Annotated in this window: 26 protein-coding genes and 1 tRNA gene; 20 read left to right on the forward strand and 7 right to left on the reverse strand. The window is 32.2% G+C overall.

Going from position 1 to position 26,912, the window contains the following annotated elements; translation table 11 throughout:
• Positions 1-39: 39 nt before the first annotated feature.
• From IKZ35_04780 to hemW, 11 genes are all read left to right on the forward strand, one after another.
• Positions 40-1,527 carry a substrate-binding domain-containing protein gene (locus IKZ35_04780; protein MBR4893274.1) on the forward strand — a complete coding sequence of 496 codons (1,488 nt, stop codon included), beginning with the start codon at positions 40-42 and terminating at the stop codon, positions 1,525-1,527.
• A gap of 57 nt (positions 1,528-1,584) precedes the next feature.
• Entirely contained in the window at positions 1,585-3,324 is a 1,740-nt protein-coding gene (locus IKZ35_04785; protein ID MBR4893275.1) for an S-layer homology domain-containing protein, read from the forward strand.
• Positions 3,325-3,373: 49 nt separating this feature from the next.
• Positions 3,374-3,637: a hypothetical protein gene (locus IKZ35_04790; protein MBR4893276.1), complete on the forward strand. Its 264-nt coding sequence runs from the start codon at positions 3,374-3,376 to the stop codon at positions 3,635-3,637.
• Between the two features lie 17 nt (positions 3,638-3,654).
• Positions 3,655-4,263 carry a hypothetical protein gene (locus IKZ35_04795; GenBank protein MBR4893277.1) on the forward strand — a complete coding sequence of 203 codons (609 nt, stop codon included), beginning with the start codon at positions 3,655-3,657 and terminating at the stop codon, positions 4,261-4,263.
• Positions 4,264-4,581: 318 nt separating this feature from the next.
• Positions 4,582-4,848 (forward strand): hypothetical protein, encoded by a 267-nt coding sequence (locus tag IKZ35_04800; GenBank protein ID MBR4893278.1) that lies wholly within the window; start codon positions 4,582-4,584, stop codon positions 4,846-4,848.
• An 86-nt stretch (positions 4,849-4,934) separates the two neighbouring features.
• Positions 4,935-5,501, forward strand: a complete 567-nt coding sequence (locus tag IKZ35_04805; GenBank protein MBR4893279.1) for a hypothetical protein — start codon at positions 4,935-4,937, stop codon at positions 5,499-5,501.
• A 34-nt stretch (positions 5,502-5,535) separates the two neighbouring features.
• A complete protein-coding gene (locus tag IKZ35_04810; protein MBR4893280.1) occupies positions 5,536-6,387 on the forward strand; it encodes a hypothetical protein in 852 nt (283 codons plus the stop codon).
• Positions 6,388-6,399: 12 nt separating this feature from the next.
• Complete coding sequence (locus IKZ35_04815; protein MBR4893281.1) at positions 6,400-7,209, forward strand: hypothetical protein; 810 nt, start codon at positions 6,400-6,402, stop codon at positions 7,207-7,209.
• Positions 7,210-7,364: 155 nt separating this feature from the next.
• Entirely contained in the window at positions 7,365-9,122 is a 1,758-nt protein-coding gene (locus tag IKZ35_04820; GenBank protein ID MBR4893282.1) for a Na/Pi cotransporter family protein, read from the forward strand.
• A 166-nt stretch (positions 9,123-9,288) separates the two neighbouring features.
• Positions 9,289-11,091 (forward strand): translation elongation factor 4, encoded by a 1,803-nt coding sequence (lepA, locus tag IKZ35_04825; GenBank protein ID MBR4893283.1) that lies wholly within the window; start codon positions 9,289-9,291, stop codon positions 11,089-11,091.
• Positions 11,088-12,185, forward strand: a complete 1,098-nt coding sequence (hemW, locus tag IKZ35_04830; protein MBR4893284.1) for a radical SAM family heme chaperone HemW — start codon at positions 11,088-11,090, stop codon at positions 12,183-12,185. Before lepA ends, hemW begins: the two co-directional genes overlap by 4 nt.
• Positions 12,186-12,212: 27 nt before the next feature.
• Here hemW and IKZ35_04835 read toward each other — a convergent pair whose 3' ends face one another.
• Positions 12,213-12,656 carry a nucleoside deaminase gene (locus tag IKZ35_04835; GenBank protein ID MBR4893285.1) on the reverse strand — a complete coding sequence of 148 codons (444 nt, stop codon included), beginning with the start codon at positions 12,654-12,656 and terminating at the stop codon, positions 12,213-12,215.
• 155 nt (positions 12,657-12,811) lie between these two features.
• Between IKZ35_04835 and serC the strand changes: the two genes are divergently transcribed.
• From serC to IKZ35_04850, 3 genes are read left to right on the forward strand one after another with little or no spacing between them, the layout of a single operon-like run.
• Positions 12,812-13,894, forward strand: a complete 1,083-nt coding sequence (gene serC, locus IKZ35_04840; GenBank protein ID MBR4893286.1) for a 3-phosphoserine/phosphohydroxythreonine transaminase — start codon at positions 12,812-12,814, stop codon at positions 13,892-13,894.
• A 26-nt stretch (positions 13,895-13,920) separates the two neighbouring features.
• On the forward strand, positions 13,921-15,078 hold the full coding sequence (locus IKZ35_04845; GenBank protein MBR4893287.1) for a phosphoglycerate dehydrogenase: 1,158 nt from the start codon (positions 13,921-13,923) through the stop codon (positions 15,076-15,078).
• A 49-nt stretch (positions 15,079-15,127) separates the two neighbouring features.
• Positions 15,128-15,577, forward strand: coding sequence for a CYTH domain-containing protein (locus IKZ35_04850; GenBank protein MBR4893288.1), 450 nt, complete (start codon positions 15,128-15,130; stop codon positions 15,575-15,577).
• A gap of 266 nt (positions 15,578-15,843) precedes the next feature.
• Here the strand turns inward: IKZ35_04850 and IKZ35_04855 are convergent, their stop codons facing one another.
• The 6 genes from IKZ35_04855 to IKZ35_04880 form a co-directional block, all read right to left on the reverse strand.
• Positions 15,844-16,515: a peptidylprolyl isomerase gene (locus IKZ35_04855; GenBank protein ID MBR4893289.1), complete on the reverse strand. Its 672-nt coding sequence runs from the start codon at positions 16,513-16,515 to the stop codon at positions 15,844-15,846.
• A gap of 101 nt (positions 16,516-16,616) precedes the next feature.
• Positions 16,617-16,991: a NifB/NifX family molybdenum-iron cluster-binding protein gene (locus IKZ35_04860; protein ID MBR4893290.1), complete on the reverse strand. Its 375-nt coding sequence runs from the start codon at positions 16,989-16,991 to the stop codon at positions 16,617-16,619.
• Between the two features lie 73 nt (positions 16,992-17,064).
• Positions 17,065-17,139: transfer RNA gene (locus tag IKZ35_04865), tRNA-Arg, on the reverse strand.
• 43 nt (positions 17,140-17,182) lie between these two features.
• Entirely contained in the window at positions 17,183-18,484 is a 1,302-nt protein-coding gene (gene lysA, locus IKZ35_04870; GenBank protein MBR4893291.1) for a diaminopimelate decarboxylase, read from the reverse strand.
• A 59-nt stretch (positions 18,485-18,543) separates the two neighbouring features.
• Positions 18,544-18,924, reverse strand: coding sequence for an N-acetylmuramoyl-L-alanine amidase (locus IKZ35_04875; protein MBR4893292.1), 381 nt, complete (start codon positions 18,922-18,924; stop codon positions 18,544-18,546).
• Positions 18,912-19,238: an N-acetylmuramoyl-L-alanine amidase gene (locus IKZ35_04880; GenBank protein ID MBR4893293.1), complete on the reverse strand. Its 327-nt coding sequence runs from the start codon at positions 19,236-19,238 to the stop codon at positions 18,912-18,914. The genes IKZ35_04875 and IKZ35_04880 overlap by 13 nt, the downstream gene beginning before the upstream one ends.
• Before the next feature lie 113 nt (positions 19,239-19,351).
• Here IKZ35_04880 and IKZ35_04885 point away from each other — a divergent pair, with 113 nt between their 5' ends.
• The 6 genes from IKZ35_04885 to spoVAC all read left to right on the forward strand — a co-directional run bounded on the left by IKZ35_04885 (position 19,352) and on the right by spoVAC (position 26,904).
• A complete protein-coding gene (locus IKZ35_04885; protein ID MBR4893294.1) occupies positions 19,352-20,884 on the forward strand; it encodes a DUF3794 domain-containing protein in 1,533 nt (510 codons plus the stop codon).
• Positions 20,885-20,891: 7 nt separating this feature from the next.
• Positions 20,892-22,076, forward strand: coding sequence for a stage II sporulation protein P (locus tag IKZ35_04890; protein ID MBR4893295.1), 1,185 nt, complete (start codon positions 20,892-20,894; stop codon positions 22,074-22,076).
• A 222-nt stretch (positions 22,077-22,298) separates the two neighbouring features.
• Positions 22,299-22,784 (forward strand): NAD(P)H-dependent oxidoreductase subunit E, encoded by a 486-nt coding sequence (locus IKZ35_04895; protein ID MBR4893296.1) that lies wholly within the window; start codon positions 22,299-22,301, stop codon positions 22,782-22,784.
• Positions 22,777-24,663: an NADH-quinone oxidoreductase subunit NuoF gene (locus IKZ35_04900; protein MBR4893297.1), complete on the forward strand. Its 1,887-nt coding sequence runs from the start codon at positions 22,777-22,779 to the stop codon at positions 24,661-24,663. The genes IKZ35_04895 and IKZ35_04900 overlap by 8 nt, the downstream gene beginning before the upstream one ends.
• A gap of 3 nt (positions 24,664-24,666) precedes the next feature.
• A complete protein-coding gene (locus IKZ35_04905) occupies positions 24,667-26,367 on the forward strand; it encodes a [FeFe] hydrogenase, group A (protein MBR4893298.1) in 1,701 nt (566 codons plus the stop codon).
• Positions 26,368-26,454: 87 nt separating this feature from the next.
• The gene (gene spoVAC, locus IKZ35_04910; GenBank protein MBR4893299.1) at positions 26,455-26,904 is read left to right on the forward strand and encodes a stage V sporulation protein AC; all 450 of its coding nucleotides are present in this window, start codon (positions 26,455-26,457) and stop codon (positions 26,902-26,904) included.
• Positions 26,905-26,912 lie beyond the last annotated feature (8 nt).

A 26,912-nucleotide genomic window follows, 5' to 3' on the forward strand; every position in this document is an offset into this window, starting at 1 on the left:
ATAGTAAGGATATCGGATATTGTCGAAAGGAGATTAGATATGAAAAAATTTATAGGATATATTCCTGCAGTTTTATTTACAGCCTTTTATCTTATTATGAGTTTAACAGGAGCAAGTTTAATAATGCCGATGATTTTATTCTGGATGATTTGCTTCTGGTTATCTGCTTTATTACTTCATAAAGGGTTCTTCTTAGGAAGTGTTTTAGGGTTAATTCCTGCAATATATATGATTTATATGAGTACACAGTATACGGGGCAAGTTATTAACATTGAACTTCCTCTTGGTGTTATACTGATACTCTTTTATGGAATATACGGCGTTTATGTATGGAAAAGGCGAGATGAACTAAAGACAGAGAATAAGGAGATATTTATTATGGTACTTAAAGTTATTTTAACAATAGGCGTAATTTTTGTCAGTGCGTATTCTGCCTTGTTATCAATGCTTATCCTTTCCTCAGAGGGAATAAATATGATTATAGCACTTATCGGAGCGTTTATTATTCCGTCTTTACTTTTTGCTTTAATCTGGTTTAAAAAGAGAAAGAAAATTTTTCTTATCTGGCTGATAATTTTTGTTATTTATCTTATAGCACTTGGTATTAACTATGGGATGATAAAATATGATGAAAGCATTACAATAAACACATCTCCAAACATAAAAGTTTCTGAGTATTTTCCGTTTGAGGAAGATTCAAAAATAGTAAAGATAGACAGTAAAACATTAAAGTTGAAAGATAATTTGCCGAAAATTGATGGTGCAGCGGCACTTTTTCCTGTGTATTCAGCATTTGTACATGCTGTTTATCCTGATACAGTAAGACTTTACGATAATGAGGCTTTTCAATATAATAACACACCTGATGGCTACAAACTTTTAGCCGAAAAACAAACGGATGTTTTTATCGGTGTGTACCCGTCGGATGAGCAGAAAGAATATGCAAAAGAATGTAATACAACATTTAAATACACACCTATAGGTAATGAAGCGTTTGTTTTCTTTGTGCATAAGGATAACCCTGTCGAAAATCTTACAACCGAGCAAATTCAGGGTATCTATTCAGGCAAGATAACAAACTGGAAACAAGTAGGCGGAAAAAATGAAAAAATTGAAGCGTTCCAGAGAAACGAAGGAAGCGGAAGCCAAAGTATGCTTAAAAGATTTATGGGAGATGTTCCTATAATGGATGCACCAAAAGAACTTATAAACGACTTAATGGCAGGTATTATAGAAAGAGTTTCCAACTATAAGAATAGGACTAATTCTATCGGTTTTTCTTTTAGATTTTATGTTGAGGGTATTATAAAAAACCCTGATATTAAAATGGTTTCTATTGACGGTGTAAAGCCAAGTAGTGAAAATATTAAAAACGGAAGTTACTCGGTAGTAACTCCAATATATGCAGTTACATATGAAGAGCAAATAAATGAAAATGTAGATAAACTTCTTGATTTTATATTATCAGACGAAGGACAATATATTATAGAAGAAACTGGATATGTAGGGATTTTATCTGACTTTTAAAAAGTGGAAACTTTTACCGTAAATTTTAAGTCTAATAAATAACAGGGGGTGTTGTTTATGAAAAAAAGAATATTGATCATAGTTTTAGGTGTAATAATCTTGGTTATAGGTAGTATAGCCTATTTTGTTATAAATATGGATGAAGGCGCAAATGTGCAAAATGAAAATACTATCAAATACATAAAATCAGAAGAAGGCTATGACTATGGCAGTGATACTGTATATATTGCAAGGGATAAGGAAACGAATGAGTTGATTCCTTTTGCAATAGGACCTCTTGACGGATACAGTTATGCTTTTATTCAAAAAAACAGAGACTTTACTATTACCAAAGAACCGTATAATTCACCTTATAACGATTTGGGAGAAAAATATAAATATGATTCCTATATAGGCGAAATTACTTCAAGAGGACTTTTAACAGGCTTTGAAGACGGTGGCTTTAAGCCTGATAATGAACTTACAAAAGCTGAAATGGCATCAGCCTTTGCAAAATTGTTCAATATTACGGGAACAGACACTAAATCTTGCTTTAAAGATGTGCCTGAGAACCATTGGGCAAAAGAACAAATTATGTCTCTTGTGGAAAGGGGCATATTTAAAAAGAGTAAAAATTTTAATCCCGATTCATCTGTTACCCGTGAAGAAGTTGTTGATATGGCTTTTTGTATGCTTTCCGATTTTGGAATGATTGATGAAGAAAAAGATTATGATTACTCTATGTGGATAGACTATGAGGAAATTACAGATTATGCCAAAGAGTCTTTTAAGATACTCAAGGCTAACGGATATCATATCTGGTATGACCTTATTGACCATGATTTTATGGATACCTCTGATGATGAATATTATTTCTATCCAAAAAGAAGTGTAACAAGAATTGAATGTTGTGAGTTCTTATATCAGTTTATTCGTATATTCTTTAATAATAATGCACCGGCAATAGAGCGTGAAGATGCTCCTCAAATAGAAATACCCGTTTTAGATGGGTCTACATCAACCTATCCAATAACACAGAATATATATAGTTCATATTACCATAACTCTAAAAATCATCCCGATTTTCCAAAAGCACACAGTAAAACAGTTGCATCATATAAACGCCTGATTGACGGAGAGGTTGAAATGATATTCGTTCCTGACGCAGGAGAAGAGGTATTAAAATATGCAAAAGAAAAGAATGTAAAACTTAAGTTTGTACCGATTGCAAAAGAGGCACTTGTTTTCTTTACCGGAACAAATAATAAGGTTAATAATATTACCACTAATCAACTTCACGATATTTATGTTGATAACAAAATAACAAATTGGAATGAAGTTGGCGGAGATGATGGTATTCTTGCTGCTTATTGCAGAAATGAAGATAGCGGAAGCCATGCTCAAATGGAAAAGTTTATTCTTAACGGAAAACAAATAAATGAAAATATATTAAAGGAACGCACTTCTATTATGATGTCAAGTATTCTTACAGATGTTGATGATTATAACAGAAATAATGATGGTAATTATGCTATGGGGTATAGTTTGTTCTATTACTATTTAGTAAATTCTTCTGTGCTTGGTCCGCTTGATTTAAAATTCTTAAGTATCGACGGTATAGCACCAACTGAAGAAACTATTTCAGATGGAACCTACCCATATACAACAAATTACTATGCAGTAATTCGTGATGGCGAAAATAATCAGAAAGTTGATTTATTTTTAGAGTTAATGCAAGGCAAATATGGTGAAATGATTGCCGGACAAAGTGGATTAGGTGTCAGAAGATACTATGGTGAATTTAATGTTGCAAATTAAAAATTAGTAACGATATACTTCTACTGCACTGAATAAGGAGGGATGCAATATGAAAAATAAAATAACATTTTCTAAACTGTTTGTATATTGGTTTGTAACTTCCTTGATTTTAGGCTCGTTAAATATGTTCTTTGTTAAATCTTCAATTTTACATAATCTGATTTTGGCAAGTTTAGGTATTATATTGCTGATATATCCTATATATCCACATAATTTAGAAACAAAATATACACCAAAACAATGCAGATTATTTATACGCTTTTGCGGGGTAATTGAAATAATAATCTCATTTGCTACAAAAACAAAGTTTTAAGATAGGGTGGTCTGATTATGAAAAAGTTAATTAGTTTTATATTTATAACAATATTTTTATTATCAATGCCAATAAGCGCTTTTGCAGGAAGTATTCCTGAAGATTTATTGCACTCAGACGATGCGCAGATTTTCTTTGCAGAGGTTGTTTATTACCATCCTGATAAGGAAAAACCCGATATAGAATTATCGCCCATTTTTGTAATTAAAGGAGACGTTAAAACAGGGGGTAAACTTACATATTATAACCCTAATACAGTTGGCAATTTTAAGGTTAAAGAGGGTAATGTTTATCTTTTTACATACTTTGATGAACACAACCCCACAGACATATTTGAAGTTGAAAATAGTCAAATTTCAGGCATTAAACTGAAAAATATACAAGGGGATATGTGGGAACGCTTTGAAAAATATCTTAATGAGGGAAAATATTTTGAAGCAGAACAGGAACGCCGTCAAAGGCTTGGGTTACCGCTGATGATTGATAATCCCTTGGCAATGGGAAGATTGCCTTTTCTTGAAAAACCTCACTTGGGAAAGATATTTTATATTGTCTTATTTGTAATTGTGTTTACACTTGTATTTACCATCACAAGGTATCTGGTATCAAAGAAGAAAGATAAATAATCAAAGGATAAAACTCTAAAAGGGAGCTGAACAAAATGGCACAAATTTACTTTAATGTTTTTTGTCTCTACGTTTTGCCAATAATTATTGGCTTAATATTTGGCATAATGAGTTGGAAAAGAAGAAAGACATATATTTTAACTATGCTAATGATTGTTGTTTGTATGATATTATGGTGTATTATTCCCAACATACATACACACGGTAGTGAATTACCAGGTTTAATATTGTGGATGTATTCTTTTTTATCTTTAGCATTTTCTATTCTTGAAGTAGTTAAATTTATTGTTATTAAATTGAAAACAAGGGGCTAATTATATGAATTTTAGAAAAAGCAGAATTTTAATGTGGATAGGCTTTGCGATAGGTATTCTTATTATGGCTCTTGGAATAGGTTTTGAAAATGAAAAGATAACAGGTGGCTTTATGGCAGTTGGTTTTATTATATTTATTCTTGCCTTAATTCAAGCCTTTATTTACTGCATTTGCCCCTATTGTGGATATTCTCTTATGAATGTTCGCGGAGAAATTCCAAAACATTGTCCTGAGTGTGGAAAATTACTGATTGATGAGTATGAGAAGTAATTTGACTTAGTTTATTCTCAATATAAATAGCAGTATATACGCTATTTATATTTTAATTAAGCCGATTTTAGAAAAGGGGGGCTATAATGAAAAGATATGCAATAATTATTTTTACAATAATAGTCTTGATAGTATTTACAGGATGTAAAGAGGATAAAAAGAATTTATATCTTCCCGAAGCAACCAATGATAAAATATATACCACTATTGGTGGCAAAGAAAAACAGTTAGAAACAAAATCTGAATTTTGCCTTGTTTCAAAAACTAATATAATTGAGTTAAATTCAGATATAGAAAAGTTAAATATAGAGCCATTAAGCGTGGAATATGGGGCAGGAGATGGTTTTAAATGGACAATACACAAATATAGTGATATAGAAATTAAGACTTTGCTTTCTGACAACAATAAAAGCGTGATAAATAAAATATCTACAAAATCTCCTGTTTATAAGACTATAAGAGATATCGGTGTAGGAGATAGTGTGTCAAAACTAATAGATTCATACAAAAATGATTTGGAATATTCCTGGTCAATAGAAAAAAGTTACTACGTATTTGACCCCCAAAATGATATTGGATTTAAGAGAATATTTTTTTATATAGATAATGATATTATAAATGAAATTATTATTGAAGACGGTATTGATGGTTAAAAGTAATATTACTAAAAATGAAAGGGTGAGGTTGATGAAAAAGTTTTTTATTCTATACATGATTTTATGCGTTGTAATTCTATCAGGATGTGATGGTGCGAAAATAGGTGTAAATGGACCTGTGGAAAATCAGGTATCATATCTAGATGAAAAGTACGAACATAAAACATTTAAAATTATTGATGGTGTAGAAAGCGGAAACCTTATCCTTGCCGGAGCAGAAAATAGTTTTATATATGCTCTTGATGCGAACAAAGTTGATATTTTAATAGATGGCAAAAAGGCAGAACTTAAAGATTTAGAAGATGGTATGCCGATAGATGTTTATTATGAGGGCAATTTTGATAACGTTCCTCAAAAGCAAGGTGTACCCATTGATATTATATCTTTCTGTAAATTCATTAACGGTCATTCTATCGGAACTCAAAGAAATCCTGGTGGTTCACTTTATGACCTGAGTGGTCTTTACTTAAAAGTGCTTGAGGATTTATGGGAAATTGATGCAGGACTTAATGGCGATATAAAATATATTAGTGTTGATTTAAGCAAGGCGCCCGGAGAACTGACAGAGGGCGAAAAGTCGGCAATCAGTTATATATTTGCAAAAGCACACGATAAACAATGTTTACAGCTTTCGTATGAAGAACTCGCTGAACAAGGGTATCTAAAGGGAGATATGCCATATTATTTTGAAGATGGAATCCTCTTTTCGATTACAGATAGCATGAAGGCTGAAGAGAAGTATAACGGACTTCGTGTGATTAAATTTGATGCAGTAAAATGGCGTAGCGGACTTGGTGCATACTTATTTACAGATTGCTCTGCATCCTGGCCACAAATGGGAACATGGACAGATTATAATGTCGGCGGACATGCCATTTCATAAGGAGGAAAAACGGTGAAAAAAGTTTTATATCCGATACTGTGCTTTGTTTTAATATTTCCTGTTGTTTTTGGTACACTCTATATAATAGACCATAAAAGAATGGATGAAAACAAACCCGTTGTTTTTTCAACGTGGGGTAAACAGTATGTTCCTCCTGTGAATGATTATCCTTTATCAAACAAAGAATATAAACATAGTTTTGTAGGTAAGGTTATAGAAGAAACAACGACATATATGATAGTAGAGCCTGTAAAAGACAAAGCCGATATAGATATGGGCGAAAAAGTTAAGGTTGAATATGGAACAGACCATATAGATTTTCTCTATGGAAAAGGCAGAAATGTTGTTATATATTTTGAGGGTACCCCCGAACAAATAAATGACGGTATGAAACTTATAAAAACTCAAGATATATCAACAGAGGGTTTTTGTGAGTTTGAAATAAAAGTTTATCCATCAGGAGAAAAGCATAAAAGACTTATATTAAGTCAGGATGATATTAAGAGTTTTACTTCATTTGGTCATATAGTGGATACTAACCTTTATTACTATGGTTTGGATAAAGTGATGATAACCATTAAAGGCTTTACAATGCCGCTTGAAAAAGCAATAGCCAATGGAAGAATTACTTTACACGGATTAATTGCAAAGGCAAATCAGGATGTATCTGATGGCGTTATTCCTGAACTTGTTTATAAGGATGGGGGAAGCCAGATATATAAATATCCTGACTATACAATTATAAAATACCACACCATTGACTCAAACCGTGATGTTTACATTGGTTCAACTGATATAGACATAGAAATTTCAAATAAATGATAAATTAGCCTATCACTTTTTTAAGAGATAGGCTATTACTTTGAAGTTTTATGTAAAAAAATGTAATAAATTCATCCTTTATATTGATTATTACAGTTATTTATGCTATAATATCTTCGATTTTCAAGCAACGAGAAATAGCACGGAGGATAAAAATGGATATTTACAGCATACTCAGTCTTATAGGAGGATTGGTACTGTTTCTTTATGGAATGGAACTTATGGGAGACAGTCTTAAAAAACTTGCAGGGGGAAAATTAGAATCAATCTTAGGAAAACTTACATCCAACAGATTTAAAGGGTTCTTTTTAGGCTTTATTGTTACAGCCATAATTCAGTCTTCATCTGCAACAACAGTTATGTTGGTTGGGTTTGTTAACTCCGGAATTATGACACTAAGGCAAACTATAAGTATTATAATGGGTGCAAATATAGGTACAACTGTTACTGCATGGCTGCTTAGTACTGCTGAAATAAGTGGTACAGCAATGCTTTTTAAACTTCTTAAACCTGAATCTTTTACACCTGTACTTGCTGCTGTCGGGCTTTTGATGAGTATGACTGCGAAGACTGACAGTAAGAAAAACACAGGAAATATTCTTATAGGTTTTGCTATTTTAATGTTTGGAATGAATGCTATGAGTGGTGCAGTATCAGGCCTTAAGGAAAATGAAAGTTTTACAAATATACTTACTATGTTTTCAAACCCTGTTATGGGCATACTTGTAGGTACTGTTTTTACAGCGATAATTCAATCTTCATCGGCTTCTGTCGGTGTGCTTCAGGCTTTGGCTATATCGTGTAACATTCCTTTTGCTATTGCCATTCCTGTTGTATTGGGGCAGAATATCGGTACAACTATCACTCCGATTATATCTTCGATAAGCGGAAATACTGAATCAAAAAGAGTGGCAATGTCATGTTTATATATTAAAATGCTTGGCGTTGTTATAGTTATGGGTATATTTTATATACTTCATATTTTCTTCCCATTTGAATTTATGAATTTAAATGCTTCTGCTACTGATATTGCTATTGTTCATACATTGTTTAATATCTTCTCTACAATAGTACTTATTCCTTTCTGTGGTTTTATAGAAAAACTTGCTCTTAAAACAGTAACATCCAAAAAGGAAGAAAAGGAAAAAGATATATTCGATACACTTGACGAAAGATTTTTATCCGTTCCTGCATTTGCAGTTGAAAAAAGTAAAGACCTTGTATGTGATATGTTAAAAATCACATATGATACATATAAAATAGCGACTGAACTACTTGATAAATATGACGCTAAAAAGTATGATAAAATAAAGGAATTAGAAACTTTAGTTGATAAATACGAAGATAAGGTAGGAACATATCTTGTAAAAATATCTGCTAAGCAGATGTCAGTTAAAGAAAGCCAGTCAGTAACTCAGCTTCTTCACTCAATAGGAGATGTTGAAAGAATATCTGACCACAGTTTTAATATTGCAAAAACATTAAAGGAAATTGATGATAAAAAAATCAGTTTTTCCGACAGGGCAATTAAAGATTTAAAAATTATCATAGGTGCAGTTTCTGAAATTATTGAACTTACTTTTAAAGTTCTTACCGAAGAAGATACCGAACTTGCAAAGCATGTTGAACCTTTGGAACAGGTTATAGACAGAATTAACAGAAAAATCAAAGCAGGTCATATATCCCGTCTTACACATGGCGATTGCACAATGGAATTAGGGTTTATATTATCCGATTTACTTAACAGTTTTGAAAGAATATCCGACCATTGTTCCAATATCGGTGTATGTGTTATCGAGGTTTCAAACGATTCCTTTGAAGTTCATGAATATCTTAACCATATTAAGAACGACGGTGGAAAAGAGTTCGCCGATTTATATCAGATATATAAAACCAAGCACTATATAGAGTAGTAGTGTATCAATGACGGTAAAGTGTTTTAACATATTTACCGTCTAATTTTTTGTTTACATTTGTTTTTTATTTTGTTATAATAATATAGAATATCTTATAATAATAAAAAGTCGGACGATAAAAAACCTGGCTTATTTACTTATATAACTTTGAAAGGAATTTAATATGTCAGTTAATCAGGAAAATATCAGAAATTTCTCAATTATTGCTCATATAGACCATGGGAAGTCTACTCTTGCAGACAGGCTTTTAGAGCATACCGGAATGGTAGCAAAAAGAGATATGAAAGAGCAACTATTAGATAATATGGAATTAGAGCAGGAAAGAGGCATCACAATTAAAGCAAGAGCAGTAAAAATGGACTATAAAGCCAAAGACGGTAAAGAATATGTTCTTAATTTAATTGATACACCGGGGCATGTTGACTTTAACTATGAAGTTTCAAGAAGCCTTGCTGCATGTGAAGGTGCTATATTGGTTGTTGACGCATCTCAGGGAATAGAAGCGCAGACTCTTGCAAATACCTATCTTGCAGTAGAAGATAACCTTGAGATTGTACCTGTTATAAATAAAATTGACTTACCGAGCGCAAGACCCCAGGAGGTTAAAGACGAGATAGAAGATATTATTGGAATAGAGGCGCAACACGCACCCCTTATTTCTGCTAAAATGGGAACAAATATCGAGGAAGTTCTTGAGAAAATAATAGAGTATGTTCCTGCACCGGATGGGGATGAAAATGCACCGTTAAAAGCACTTATTTTTGACTCTTATTATGACAGTTATAAAGGCGTTATAATTATGGTCCGTGTGGTTGACGGAAGCGTGAGCGTTGGGCAGACTATAAAACTTATGAATACCAAAAAAGAATTTGTGGTTACAGAAGCAGGATATTTAGAGCCTGACGGAACATATAACAGTGGCTCCCTAAAAGCAGGAGAAGTTGGATATATTGCTGCAAGTATCAAAAATGTTAAAGATACCCGTGTGGGCGATACTGTTACACTTTCTCAAGACCCTGCAAAAGAACCTTTACCTGGTTATAAAAAAGTTAACCCTATGGTTTTTTGTGGTATTTATCCTGCAGACGGTTCAAAATACAACGATTTAAGAGATGCGCTTGAAAAGTTGCAACTTAACGATGCAGCACTTATTTTTGAAGCAGAAACATCTGTGGCTTTAGGCTTTGGTTTCAGATGCGGATTTTTAGGTCTTCTTCATATGGAGATAATTCAGGAAAGGTTAGAAAGAGAATATAACCTTGATATTATAACAACTGCTCCAAGCGTTATCTATAAAATAAATAAAACTGACGGTACCCAAATGGATATAGATAACCCTACCAATTTACCTGACCCGTCAGAAATTGCATCAATGGCAGAGCCTATTGTAAAGGCAATTATTATAACACCTACCGAATTTGTAGGAAATATAATGGAACTTTGTCAGGACAGAAGAGGTACTTATATAGATATGAAATATTTAGACAGTACCCGTACCCAACTGCACTATGAAATGCCGCTTAATGAAATTGTGTATGATTTCTTTGATGCCTTAAAATCAAAAACAAGAGGTTTTGCATCTTTTGATTATGAGTTGTGTGGATATAAGGAATCAAAACTTGTAAAACTTGATATTTTGTTAAATGGTGATGTAGTGGATGCTCTTTCTTTTATTGTTCATACTGAAAAAGCATATGGCAGAGGAAGAAGAATGGCAGAAAAACTAAAAGAAGTTATCCCTCGCCAACTTTTTGAAATACCTATTCAGGCAGCGATAGGAAATAAAATCATAGCGCGTGAAACTGTTAAGGCTATGAGAAAAGACGTTCTTGCTAAATGTTACGGTGGGGATATCACAAGAAAGAAAAAACTTTTGGAAAAACAAAAAGAAGGAAAGAAGAGAATGCGTCAGGTGGGGTCTGTTGAACTTCCTCAGGAAGCATTTATGTCGGTTCTTAAACTATGATGAATCTTGGAGTTTATATCCACATTCCGTTTTGTATTAAAAAATGTAATTATTGCGATTTTGCGTCTTTTCCTTTAAATGACCACAGCGAATACTTTAAAATGCTTAAAAAGGAAATTTTAATGTATTCAGATATATTAAAAACCAAAAAAATTGATACTGTGTTTATTGGTGGAGGCACACCTACTGTCGCAGATTATAAATATATAGGCGAAATTCTTTCTTTAATAAATTTAGACAAAGAATGTGAAGTTACTATTGAGGCTAACCCTAAAACACTAACTAAAGAGAAACTTAGAGCATATAAAGACTATGGAATAAACCGCATAAGTATCGGTATGCAGTCTGCAAATGATAATGAACTTAAAATTTTAGGAAGAATTCATAATCATTACGACTTTTTAAAAAGTTATGAAATGGTAACAGACTGTGGTTTTTCAAATATAAATGTTGACACAATGTTTGGCATACCGTATCAGACATTTGATAGTTTTTCTTATACAATGGATGAGGTTAAAAAACTAAACCCTGCACATATTTCTTCATATTCTCTTATTATAGAAGAAAACACTCCTTTTTTTACTATGGACTTGTCTTATCCTGACGAAGATGTGGAAAGAAGAATGTTTGAGAGTCTTGATGAAATGCTTAGTGGATATAAAAGATACGAAATATCAAATTTTTCAAAACCTGGATATGAGTGTAAGCATAATTTAAAATACTGGTCTATGGAAGATTATTTAGGTTTCGGTCTTGGTGCACATTCGTTTTTTGAAAATAAAAGATGGTCAAACTACTCTGATTTAGATAGTTATATACTAAGTTTAAAAATGGAAAAAAAGCCGATTTTTGAAGAAAACAAGGAAGATAATAAAGAACTTTATAAAGATTATATTATAACAGGTTTAAGAAAGATAGACGGAATAAAAACTGATGATTTAAAGGATAGATACGGTATTGACTTAATTAAAGAAAAAGATAAGTTAATAAAGGAATATATAGATTCAGGATATATGAAGTTTAATAACAACACTCTTTCTTTTACCAAAAAAGGAATTTCAGTATCAAATCATATTTTATCAAATTTAATATAATAAAGCCGGAGGGATGTAACCTCCGGCTTATCTTATGCTATTAAAAAACTCATCTATAATTTTTTTACATTCTTCTTCCATTATCCCACCGTAAACAGTGGTTAAGCACATATTTTTATTTGTTATAAATATATTATCATTAGAAAAACACGCTCCGAATTTATAATCATATGCGCCAAAATATAAATTTCTTATTCTTGCGTTTAAAATAGCACCTGCACACATAACGCAAGGCTCTAAGGTAACATACATATCGCAGTCATTTAGTCTCCAGTTTTTTGTTGTTTTAACTGCTTCTTTAATGGCAAGTATTTCCGCATGATGAAGAGGGTTATTGTTTGTTTCTTTAAGGTTATGGGAAGATGCTATAATTTTATTGTTCTTTACTATTATTGCACCAACAGGAATTTCTCCCTTGTTATATGCCTTTTTTGCCTCGTCTATTGCATATTTCATATAGTTTTGGTTCATTTTTATCACCTTTTTATATTTTACATATTTTAACTTTAAAAGTCAACTAAACATTTGGGTTATTAAGTTAGTCAAAATATTACATTTTTGATTGACTATACTTTTTATTTGGTGTATAATAAAGAATAATTTTATTAAGAAAAGAAGGATATTTTATGGAAAGAGTATTTAATTTTTCGGCAGGCCCATCATCATTACCTCTTGAAGTGCTAAAAAAAGCAGCTTCTGAACTTACATGCTATGGAAATAGTGGTATGTCGGTTATGGAAATGAGCCACCGTTCAAAAGATTATGAAGAAATAATTTATAAAACAAATGAAATGTTTTATGAACTGATGAACATTCCTAAGAATTATAAAGTTTTATTCTTACAGGGTGGTGCATCAACTCAGTTTGCTATGATTCCTCTTAATTTATACGGAAAGAATATGAAAGCAGACTATGTTGTTACAGGTCAGTTTGCAGGTAAAGCAGCAGAAGAAGGCGCAAAATTCGGTAATGCCAATATTGTTGCTTCAAGTAAGGACAAAACATTTTCATATATTCCAAAGTTAACAAACAGCGATTTTTCCAAAGATGCTGACTTTGTTCATATAACACTTAATAATACAATTTACGGTACAAGATATAATTACATACCTGATACAGGAAGTGTTCCGCTTGTTGCAGATATTTCATCATGTATATTATCTGAAAGCCTTGACGTTTCTAAATTTGGCCTTTTATATGCAGGTGCTCAGAAAAACATCGGCCCTGCAGGTTTAACCGTTGTAATCATCAGAGAAGATTTAATAGGAAACGCTCTTCCTATAACTCCTACAATGCTTGATTACAGTGTTCATGCTAAAAATGATTCAATGTATAACACACCTCCTACATACAGTATTTATATGTGCGGCCTTGTTCTTGAATGGATAAAAAGCATTGGTGGTGTATCTAATATTGAAAAAATAAATATTGAAAAAGCAAAGATTTTATATGATTACCTTGACGAGTCAAATATGTTTAAAGGCTGTGTCGAAAAAGAAGACCGTTCTTTAATGAATGCAACCTTTGTTACAGGTAATCCTGAACTTGACGATAAATTTGTAAAAGAAGCAAAAGCAAACGGAATTGTTAACATTAAAGGGCACAGAAGCGTTGGTGGTATGAGAGCAAGTATCTACAATGCTATGCCAATAGAAGGTGTTAGTAAATTAGTTGACTTTATGAAGAAATTTGAAATGGAAAATAAATAGTTTGAAATTATAAGTGGTGATAAAAAATGAGTAATATTTTAACATTAAATAAAATTTCTAAGGTTGGTCTTAGTAAATTTTCATCTGACTATAAAATTTCTGATAATATAGAAAATCCTGACGGAATTATATTAAGAAGTTTTAATATGCATGACTATACTATGCCTAAATCTTTACTTGCAATAGGCAGAGCAGGGGCAGGGGTTAATAATATCCCTGTTGATAAATGTGCGAAAGACGGTATTGTTGTATTTAACACTCCTGGTGCAAATGCCAACGCAGTTAAAGAACTTGTTCTTGCAGGGTTGTTCCTTGCATCAAGAGGCATTGTTGAAGGGGTTAAATGGGCAGAAACACTTAATTCTGATCAGATTGCAAAAGATGTTGAAAGTGGTAAAGGTGCTTTCACAGGCCCTGAAATTTTAGGTAAAAAACTTGGTGTAGTGGGTCTTGGCGCTATTGGTGTTCTTGTGGCTAATGCTGCTCGTCATCTTGGAATGGAAGTTGTAGGATACGACCCGTTCATTTCAGTTGAAGCGGCTTGGAGCGTTTCAAAATCTATTAAAAGAGCAACTGATTTAAAAGAAATTTATGAAACATGTGATTATATCACTCTTCATTTACCATATAATAAAGATACTGCATCAATGATTAACACACAGACTATTGCACAGATGAAAGACGGAGTGAGAATTCTTAATTTCTCTAGAGCAGAACTTGTTGACCCTGAAGCAATTAAATCTGCAATAGATGATGAAAAAGTGGCAAAATATGTATGCGATTTTCCTAATAATAATCTTAGTACATATAAAAATGTTGTTTCTATTCCTCATCTTGGAGCATCTACTCCTGAAGCAGAAGATAACTGTGCAGTTATGGCAGTTAAACAGATTATGGACTTTTTGGAAAACGGTAATATAGTTAATTCCGTTAACTTCCCGAAAGTTTCTATGCCAAGAACAACAGATGTAAGAATAACTGTTATCCATGAGAATATTCCTAATATGTTAAGCCAGATTTCAAATCAACTTGCAAAAGACGGACTTAATATTGAAAGTATGATTAACGGAAGCAGAAATGATGTTGCATATACTATGTTAGACGTTACAACTGATGTGAGCGATGCTGTTATAAAAGATATAGAAAGCATTGATGGTGTTATCAGAGTAAGAGTTATTAAATAATATATATGGGGTTGAACAGAAGGTTCAACCCTTTTGTATGAGGTGCGTTATGAATTATGAAATAGAAAGAAAATTCTTAGTAAAAGAATTTGATGAAAAACTTGCCAAAGATAAAGTTAAAATCAAGCAAGGATATATTCTTTCAGGAAATGGTAAAGTTGTCAGAGTAAGAACATTTAACGATAAAGGATATATAACCGTTAAGTTCAGAAAGACTAATATAAAAAGATTAGAATATGAATATGAAATTCCGTATGATGATGCTTTATCCCTCCTTGAAAATACCTGCGATGGCAAAGTTTTAGAAAAAACAAGGTATATTTATTATTACAAGGATAAAAAGTGGGAAATTGATGTTTTTGAAGGGAAAAACTCAGGTATAATCTTAGCCGAGATAGAACTTCAAAACGAAAATGAAGAATTTGAAATTCCTGAATTTGTTATATGCGAAGTAACAAATGATAACAGATACTCTAATCACAATTTAGCAAAAAGGTAAGAAAATATAAATTTTTTAAGATAGGAACCTCACGATATTTTTAAAAGTTAAGAATTAAGAATATTGTGAGGTTTATATTTTTGCTTGTATAGTGATATGCTGACTTGGTCAGTGTCATATTTTATTCACCTTAATAACTCGCAGAGCGAATATCACTTGACGTTAGTCAAATATCACTGCAAAGCAATATAACTCGCAACAATGCGAATAAAACTGCCGAGTGATCCAAAGAACACTCGGCATAATTTCAGAGGTTTTTATATAGATTAAAATTTATCAACAGGGAACATAATTTTAAGTTGATTTACTTTAGATTTATAAGCCGCCTGTTGTTTTTCTGTTGTAAGCTGAACAAAAATACTGTCTTTAACATCTTCAAAAGGAATTTTTGCTGCTTCGTTTTTAGAATTAAGTTTAATTATGTGATATCCGAACTGAGTTTTAACAGGGCCCAAAATTTCCCCAACGCTCATTGAGAATACAGCATTATCAAATTCAGGAACCATCTGTCCTTTTGTAAACTGGCCAAGGTTTCCGCCATTCTGAGAAGATGGGCAGGAACTGTTCGCTTTAGCACACTCTTCAAATGATATTTTTCCTGAGTTTATTTCTTCTAATAACTCTTTTGCTTTTTCTTCATCTTCAACAAGAATATGACTTGCAGAAACAGTTTCAGGATTTATCATTTTTTCTTTATTGTTTTCATAAAAATCTTTTACATCCTGTTCGGTAACTTTAACATTTTCTACTGCTTTTGTAATAGCAAAGTTTGCAAGTAAGTCTTCCTTTAATTTCTGAAGTTCTTCTTTGAATACAGGGTTATATTCATAGTTGTTTTTCATAGCATCAAGTAAGAAAAGTTTTCTTGATATGATTTGTTCTAAAATAATTTCTCTTCCCTGAGGGTTATCATAATCCTGACCTCTCTGGCCAAGCATTTTAAGCTCTGTATCAACATCCTGTGATGTAATAGGGGAGCCATTAACTTTTGCAAGTATTTTAATTTCCATTTTAATTTCTCCTTTTATGTAATTTTATATTATTTGCAAGTTCCTGATTCGCATGAATGATTATGGTCGTGAGAGTGATTGCATTTAACAAATGGGTCGAATATAAGTTTTTTATCAAGATATGCCATAACTGCATCGTCAGCAGAGCCTGTTACACCACCAAAAAAAGTAATTCCTGCTTCTTTTAAAGCATTCTGAGCACCCGAACCAATTCCTCCGCATATAACAATGTCAACATTGTTCATCTTAAGAAAATCTTTAAGCGCCCCATGACCTGCACCGTCAGTAGGTAGTATAAAAGAGTTTGTAATAAAGTTATTTTCCACATCATAAATTTTAAAGTATTGGGTATGTCCGAAATGATTAAATATCTGATTGTCTTTAAAAGTAACTGCAATTCTCATAATTAAAACCTCTTCTTAATTGTAAAAATTATTAGATAAAACCGACAAGATTTTTTATTTTCTTGTCGGCATATGGCACCCTCAACGGGAATCGAACCTGTAACTGTCCCTTAGGAGGGGACTGTTATATCCATTTAACTATGAGGGCATATATAATCGAACTTTAAAATAAGTTCGATTAATTGATAAAATCAGTCTTCTAAAATATCATTTTTAATAATATCTTCGTATGTTTCTCTTTTTATAATTACTTTGTCTTTACCGTCTTTAATCATTATAACAGGAAGTTTAGGTATACGGTTATAATTACTTGCCATAGAATAGTTATATGCACCGGTAGAGAATACACATAATAAATCACCGACACAAATTTTGGGCATTAAAATATCCTTTGCAATTATATCTCCCGATTCGCAGCATTTTCCTGCAATAGTAACTTTCTCAAAAGGAAGCCTATCCATCGCATTTGCAACAGCCATTGAATATTCTGCTTCGTATAGTGCATATCTTGGATTATCTGCCATACCACCGTCAACAGATATATATTTTCTTACATTTTTAATATCCTTAACAGCACCGACAGTATAAAGTGTAACACCTGCTTCGCCGACTATTGAACGCCCAGGCTCCATAATTATTTTTGGCTTATTGATGTTCCTTTCATTGCATATTTTGTTTATAATAACTGCAACACTCTTTATATATTCGCCATATTCGATAGGGTCGTCATTTTCAGTGTATTTTATACCAAATCCGCCACCTAAATTAAGTTCTTTAAGTTCAACAGATAATTCTTCCTTAATATCTGCAAAAAAGTTAAGCATTACCTCTGCAGTTTTTTCGAAAGGCTCTAAATCAAATATCTGAGAACCAATATGGCAGTGTATTCCACACACATCTATATTAGTGAATTTTTTAGATTCTTTTATAATTTCTAATGCTTCTCCGTTTTCTAATGCAAAGCCAAATTTAGAGTCTATCTGACCTGTCATAATAAAATCGTGAGTATGTGCATCAATTCCAGGTTTGATTCTAAATAGAACAGAAACTTTTTTATTTAGTTTCTTTGCAATATTATCTATATTTTCAAGTTCGTATATATTATCTACAACTATTCTTCCTACATTGTTACTTATGGCAAAATACAGTTCATCTTCGGTTTTGTTGTTTCCGTGAAAGTATATTTTAGAAGCAGGAAAATCTGCCTTAAGAGCAGTGTAAAGTTCTCCACCTGAAACAACATCAACCCCAATGCCTTCTTCTTTTGCCAGTTTATACATATAAAGGCAGGAAAAGGCTTTTGAAGCATAAAGAACTAAACCGTCATCATAATTTTTATCCAAAGCGTTTTTATAACTTCTTATATTATTTCTGATAAGGTTTTCATCCATTATATATAAAGGAGTTTTATATTTGTTTGCCATATCACATAAATCTACACCTGACATAGTAAGGTGGTTTAAGGAATTTATATTGAATATGTTATTTATCATTGGTTTCACCTCGCTAATTACCTATTATAACACAGCAAATAAAATTATACAATATTTTTTTATAAAGATATGTATTCAAAAATACCGTCTGATATTGCTTTTACAATTTTTAACTGATATTCGTCTTTTGAAAGCATTTGTTCTTCGTTAGGGTTGGATATAAAACCACATTCGATTAAACAGGCAGGGGACTCAATTTTTTTTAAGATATAAATATTATCCTTTGATTTTTTTGCCTCTCTGTTATTTTTCTTATCAAGATTTTCTTTTAAATGTTTTTGAATACACTCTGCAATAAGTAAATTTTCCTTATTGTTGTCTGAATAAAAAACCTGTGCACCTTTTTGATTTTTATCATCAAAGTAATTCATATGTATACTTAAAAAAATGCAATTTGGATAGTTGTTTGCAAGTTTTACCCTGTTTTTTAAATCTGAAATTTTCTTCTTTTTGGCATCCTGTCATTTAACATTGTGTCTGTATCCCTTGTCATAATAACATTAAAGCCTCTTTTTAATAGTTCTTCCTTTAATTTTATTGAAATATTAAGATTTAAATCTTTTTCTTTTACACCGGTAATTCCTAATGCACCACTGTCTTCTCCACCATGCCCTGGATCAATTATAATTGTATTTGATATAATATTTGCGCAAGTGCTTTTTAAAACACTGTTATAGGTTACAGATATTAAAACAAAGAGTATTACTAACGAACCTACTAATATACAATTTTTCTTTCCAAACACATATATCATCTAATCACCTCTAAAATAAATATATGATTAAATGCTCTCTAAATTCTTTTATTTTTGAATATTTATAATTTGTCCATCATATTATTTAATAAAAAATAAATGGAGGTATTATTATGAATTTTCAAAATGAAAGTATAAAGAATTTGAAAAGTAAGTCCAAAACTAACCAGAGCCAGAATTTTGATTGGGATATTATAGTTCCCGATTCCAAACCGGATATTAAATCTATAATTACAACTGACGGGGTTGTAAGTATTACAGGTAAGGAAATAATGCAGGACAGGGCAGTGATTAACGGAAATGTTAAACTCACAATTTTATATGTATCTTCAACAGAGCCTGAATGTGTAAAAAGCATAGAAAATATAAAGAGTTTTAACTATGTTTTAGAACTTCAGGATTTAAGACAGAATATGATTTTAAATCTTTATACCGACATAGTTAAAATTTCGTCTGAAATTTTAAACAGCAGAAAAATAAATGTGGCATGTATGCTTGAATTTTTTGCAACAGCCTATAACGAAGAGGAAACAGATTTTATAAGTAAAATAGAAGAAGACGATATAAAATTTTATACTAAGGAAATAAGCACCTTAAAACTTATTGACTGTTTTGAAAAAAAGATTTCATTAAATGAGAATATTGAAGTTCCGTCAGGAAAAATGAGCATTACGGAAATACTTAAAATCAAGCCTGAACTTTCCAATAAAGAATTTAAACTTATGAATAATAAATTTGCGCTTCGTACAAACCTTGAGTTTCTTACAATGTACAGAAGCGGGGATGATTTAGAAGAGATAGAGTGTATAAATTTAGGAATTCCTGTAAATGAAATTATAGATTGCGACTGTATAAAAGAAGACTTATTGTCAGATTTTGATGTTGAAGTTTGCAACTTAAATTATATTTTAAAAGAAAACAGCGATAACGAAAAAAGAATAATACAAGTGTGTTGTGATTTGCTTGTTTGTGGCAAAATCTACGAAATGATGACCATAAGACCGATAGTGGATGCATACAGTTTAACCAATAACCTTAAATTAGAAAAAGCACCATACGACTATGATTTGATTTTATGCGACACATCAGGTCAGTTTTCTACAAAGGACAGTTTTACCCTAAAATCAAAAGGCGACATTCAAAAAATACTGTTTTTAGACATTAAGCCTGAAATTAAAAAGTTAACCAATATAAATCAGATTGCAGGAATAAAAGGGGATATACATGTAACTGTTTTATATATGTCAACCGATAATAAGATGTATTTTGAAAAGGCAATGCTTAATATGGAGCAGAATATACCTTTAAATGACAAAACGGAAAACTCGGTATGTGATTTAAAACTTTTATTAGATTCTCATTCTTACAATATCCTTTCGGATAATGTTATAGAGTTAAGAATTAATTTTAATTACAGAATAACTGCCAAAAAAAGTATTTCTCAGGAAATAATTAAAAATATTGATATAGAAGAAGCATCAGGGCAAAGTATGGGGCAGGGAATAAAAGTATTCTTCTGTTCAGGAGATGAAAAACTCTGGGATATTGCAAAAAAATATAAAACAACAGTTGATGATATTCTTATAGTAAACAATATGGAAAATTGCAACGAAGTAAAAAAAGGAATGAAATTACTAATTCCATAGAGGTAATATGAAAACTACAAGAACTTATATAATAAGTCTTAGAAAAATAGCATCTTATTTTTTAATAACAGTTTTATCATTTTTACTGATACTAAGCGCATTTTTTAGTTTAAAAAAGGAAGAGTTTCTGGATAAGATTATAAGTTATCCGTTAAATAAGTCTATAATATCTGAGAATTTTCCTCTTATTTTTGACTATACAAATAAAGAAAATAATATTTCGTTTGTAAAGGTTTTAAGTATTTTATTAAATGAAGATATATCTAACCCAGGAGCAATATTTTCAGATAAAATAAGTTTTATACATAGCGTAAAAAGTTATTTGCAAAGTGAATATTTAAATATAGACGAAAGTAATAATTACTATCTTCCTAAAATAATAAAGGAATTTTTTGAAAGCAGTAAAAAGGATAGTGAAAATATAAAGTATAACCCTGCAACTGAAACTACGGTTAAATCAATAAATGAAAAGGGTAATTATCTTGATAAAAAGGGAATAAGAATAGATAATAAAACATCCTATAATATAAATCTTGACAGTTTGTATAACGAAGATTTTTTTATTAAAAATACTGATGGATTACCACAGGTGTTGATAGTTCATACTCACGGAAGCGAAAGTTATAATCCTACAGACAGAAGCGAAGATGTAAATAAAAATATCGTGTTAGTCGGTAAAGAAATGAAAAATATCTTTGCCGAGAACGGAATAAATGTAATTCACTCGGAAAAAATGCATGATATTCCTAAATTTAATAATTCTTATAAAAATTCTTTAGAAACAATAAACTATTATCTTGATAAATATCCGTCAATAAATATAGTGCTTGATATACACAGAGATGCAATGATAACGGATAAAGGGGAAGTGTTTAAAGTAGTCAATACTTTTAATGATGTAAAAGCATCTCAGGTTATGTTTGTTGTAGGAACAAACAGTGGCGGCTTAAAACACGATAACTGGAAGACTAACCTTAAGTTTGCAATTCACTGTCAGGAAAGGTTAAATGCCTTATTCCCTAATATTGCAAGACCTATCAATATAAGAGGCGAAAGGTTTAATCAACATGCAACAAACGGGTCTTTAATAATAGAAATCGGCACAAACGGAAATACAATGGAAGAATCTTTAATTTCAGGAAAAATCACTGCACAGGCAATATCTGATGTTATTAAAAATTTTACAAAATAATCACAAATCTTAAAAAGCAGTTATAAGTGGTTGGAAAGAATAATATGCCAACCATTTAAACTGCTTTTTTTATACCTAAAACTGACTTAAATTGATATATTTCGATTATGTTATTTATAAAATAAAAATAATATTTACTATTTTGTAATATTTTGTTATAATTGGAGTGATTGTTAAATATGTAACATTAAAATTTTTTAAAGATGTTTAGGAGGATAGGATATGAGTAAAATTGATTACAGTATTGCTGACAAAGTTATTGACTCATATGGAAGAAAACAGTCGTCTTTAATTGCTATTATGCAAGATTTACAGGCAGAGTTTCATTATTTGCCTCAGGAAATTTTAGAATATATAGCAAAAGGGCTTGACATCAGTATTGCAAAGGTATACGGTGTTGCAACTTTCTATGAAAACTTTTCTTTAGAGCCAAAAGGAAAATATATAATTAAAATATGCGATGGTACTGCATGTCATGTAAGAAAATCTATTCCAATTTTAGAAACATTGAGAAAAGAACTTGGATTATCAGATAAAAAGCATACTACCGATGATATGATGTTTACTGTTGAAACAGTTTCATGTTTAGGGGCTTGTGGTCTTGCACCGGCAGTTATGGTTAATGAAAAAGTTTACGGTTCTATGACTCCGGAAAAAGCTATTGCCTTACTGGCTGAAATCAGAGAGGGGGAAGCAAACAATGGCTAAAATAAATTCACTAAGCGAATTAACTGCTTTAAGAGAACAGGCAGTTAAAACTCTTAATAAACAGAAGAAAAAAGTTCTTGTATGTTGTGGTACAGGCTGTGTTGCTGGTGGTTCACTTATTATATACGATAAAATCAAGGCTTTTTGTGAAGAAAGAAACATTGATGTTTGCGTTGAACTTCAGCATGAACCTCATGAAGATAATATCGGCTTAAAGAAGAGTGGATGTCATGGTTTTTGTGAAATGGGTCCGCTTCTAAAAATTGAGCCTTTAGGAATTTTATATATAAAAGTTAAGCCTGAAGATGTTGCAGAAATTGTTGAAAAAACAATTTTAAACGATGAAGTAATTGACAGACTTTTATATAAACTAAACGATAAAACATATCAGAGTCAGGAAGAAATACCTTTCTATAAAAAACAGACTCGTATGGTACTTGCAAACTGTGGTCAGAACGATGCAGAAGATATATTAGAATACATAGCAAAAGGCGGATATACTGCCTTGGAAAAAGCATTGTTTAAAATGACACCTGACGAAATTTGCGAAGAAGTTGAAATTTCCAAATTAAGAGGTAGAGGCGGCGGTGGCTTCCCTACAGCAAGAAAATGGAAACAGGTTAAAAGACAAACAGAAGAAATCAAATATGTTGTATGTAATGGGGACGAAGGCGACCCTGGAGCATTTATGGACAGAAGTATTATGGAGGGGGACCCTCACAAAATGCTTGAAGGTATGATGATTGCAGGTATTGCTACAGGTGCTTCTGAAGGTTATGTATATGTTAGAGCAGAATATCCTCTTGCAGTTAACAGACTTAATATTGCTATCGATAAAGCAAGAGAATACGGACTTCTTGGTAAAAATATTTTAGGTTCAGATTTCTCATTTGACATTCATGTTAATAAAGGTGCAGGAGCATTCGTATGTGGTGAAGGAAGCGCTCTTACTGCATCAATAGAAGGTTCAAGAGGTATGCCAAGAGTTAAACCTCCAAGAACTGTTGAAAAAGGTCTTTTCGGAAAACCTACTGTTTTAAATAATGTTGAAACATTTGCAAATGTTCCTATAATTATTTCAAACGGTGCAGAAAACTTTAAAAAGATTGGTACTGAAAACAGCCCTGGTACAAAAGCATTTGCTTTGACAGGTAATGTGGTTAACACAGGTCTTATAGAAGTTCCTATGGGAACAACATTAAGAGAAGTTATCTTTGATATCGGTGGTGGTATCAAAGGCGGAAAAGAATTTAAGGCTGTTCAGATTGGTGGTCCTTCAGGTGGTTGCTTATGTTTACCTGACGAGCATCTTGATTTACCTATGGACTTTGACTCTCTTAAAAAAGTTGGAGCAATGATAGGTTCTGGTGGTCTTGTTGTTATGGATGACAGTACATGTATGGTTGAAGTATCTAGATTCTTTATGAACTTTACTCAGAACGAATCTTGCGGTAAATGTGTTCCATGCCGTGAAGGAACAAAGAGAATGCTTGAAATTTTAGAAAGAATTGTTGGCGGAAACGGTACAGTAGAAGATATAGATTTACTTGAAGAATTATCAGATATGATTTCAAGTACTGCTCTTTGCGGTCTTGGTAAAACTGCTTCATTCCCTATCCAGAGCACACTGAAATATTTTAAAGATGAATATCTTGCTCACGTTGTTGATAAGAAATGTCCTGCTGGAGACTGTCAGGCTCTTAAAACATTCTATATTGATAAAGATCTTTGTAAAGGTTGTTCAAAATGTGCAAGAAACTGTCCTGTTAATGCAATTACAGGAGAAATCAAGAAACCATATGTTATAGATCCGGTTAAATGTATCAAATGTGGTGCTTGTGTAGAAAATTGTGCGTTTAATGCAGTTAAGGAGGGATAATAAATGGCTAAAGGAATTATGTATGTCGATGGCAGAAGAGTGCCTTTTGACGGAGAAAAAAATGTTTTACAGGTTATTAGAAATGCAGGTATAGAAATTCCAACATTCTGTTATTATTCTGAATTATCTGTTCACGGTGCTTGCCGTATGTGTGTTGTTGAAAATGAATGGGGAGGAATAGAAGCATCCTGTTCAATGGAGCCTAAAGACCAGTTAAAAATTAAAACAAACACCAAAAAACTTTTAAAACACAGAAGAATGATTCTTGAACTTTTACTTGCTGCTCACTGCAGAGATTGTACAATATGCAGCCGCAACGGAAAATGTAAGTTGCAGAAACTTGCAGTTCAGTTCGGTATCAGCAAAGTAAGATTTAACGATACAAGAACAATAGAACCATTAGATGAAACAAGCCTTGCAATAGACAGAGACCTTAACAAATGTATCCTATGCGGCGACTGTGTTCGTGTGTGTGATGAAATTATGGGTATGGGAGTTATCGACTTTGCATACAGAGGCTCTGAACTTAAAGTTACCCCTGCTTTTAACAGAAATATTATCGATACTGATTGTATCGGTTGCGGTCAGTGTGCTGCAGTGTGTCCGACAGGTGCTATTACTGTTAAAAGAGATATCGGAAAAGTATGGGATGCTCTTCATGACGAAAATAAGAGAGTTGTATTCCAGATTGCCCCTGCAGTTCGTGTTGCAATAGGCGAAGAATTCCATATGGATAAAGGCTTAAATGTTATGGGAAAACTTGTTGCATCACTTAAGAGAATGGGTGTTGACGAAGTTTTTGATACAACTTTGGCTGCCGACCTTACAGTTGTTGAAGAATCAAACGAATTTATTGAAAGACTTGAAAATAACGGTAAATTCCCAATGTTTACTTCATGCTGTCCTGGTTGGATAAACTTTATTGAACATAGAAAACCAGAACTTAGTCATAACATTTCTTCTTGTAAATCTCCTATGGAAATGTTTGGCGCAGTGCTTAAAGAATACTATAAGGAAGAGAAAAATAACGATGGCAGAGATTTATATGTTGTTGCAGTAATGCCATGTTCTGCTAAGAAAATAGAAGCAGGAAGAGAAGAATTTACAAGAAATAATGTGCCTGATGTTGACTGCGTAATTACAACTCAGGAACTTGCAACAATGATTAAAGAAAGTGGTATCAGATTTACCGAACTTGAAGAAGAAGCACCTGATATGCCATTCGGTATAGGCAGTGGTGCAGGGGTAATCTTTGGTACAACTGGCGGTGTTGCTGAAGCAGTTATAAGAAGATGCCACGAAGAAAAAACTTCAAATGCACTTGCTGAAATTGAGTTCTGTGGCGTAAGAGGCATGGAAGCAGTTAAAGAAGCAACATTGAATGTAGGAGAAAAAGAAATTAAAATCGCAGTAGTTCACGGGCTTAAAAATGCTCAGGAATTATTAAAGAAATTAGAAAATAATGAAGTATATTATGACCTTGTAGAAGTTATGGCATGTCCTGGAGGATGTGTTGGTGGAGCAGGTCAGCCTCTTGGCTTTACTCCTGAAAAAGTAAAAAGAGCAAAAGGGTTATATAATGCAGATAAAGTTTCTCAGATTAAACATTCTGAAAGCAATCCTACAGTTTTAAGTTTATACGATGGAGTTCTTAAAAACAGAACCCATGAATTATTACATGTTCACTATAATTTTGGCAAATAATTTTATTACTAAAATACTGGCAAGAAAATCTTGTCAGTATTTTTTTTTATATTTTTATAATAATAACCAAAAAGGGAAGTGTAATATATGAAAAAAATAACAAATAATCAATATAATGACCTGGTAAATGAAAAAACACCCGGCTCATCTTTGATAAGTAAAAGTTTAAAAGCGTTTGTAACAGGTGGCTTAATCTGTACAGTGGCACAAATTATTTTTAATCTTATGTTAAGTATCGGACTTGACGAAAAAACAGTTTCGTCATTTACATCAATCTCAATGGTGTTTTTAGGAGCGCTTTTTACAGGGCTTGGCCTTTATAATAAAATGGCAAAGTTTGGAGGCGCAGGAACATTGGTTCCTATAACAGGTTTTGCAAATGCAGTCGTATCTCCTGCACTGGAATTTAAATCAGAAGGTTATATACTTGGTCTTGGTGCAAAAATGTTCATAATTGCAGGGCCGGTATTAGTTTACGGTGTAACTGCATCAATAGTATGCGGATTACTTGTAATTTTATCAAGAATGGTATTTTAAATAGGAGT

The organism is Clostridia bacterium (genome assembly GCA_017554615.1).
In the GTDB taxonomy this organism is placed as follows: domain Bacteria; phylum Bacillota; class Clostridia; order UMGS1840; family HGM11507; genus SIG450.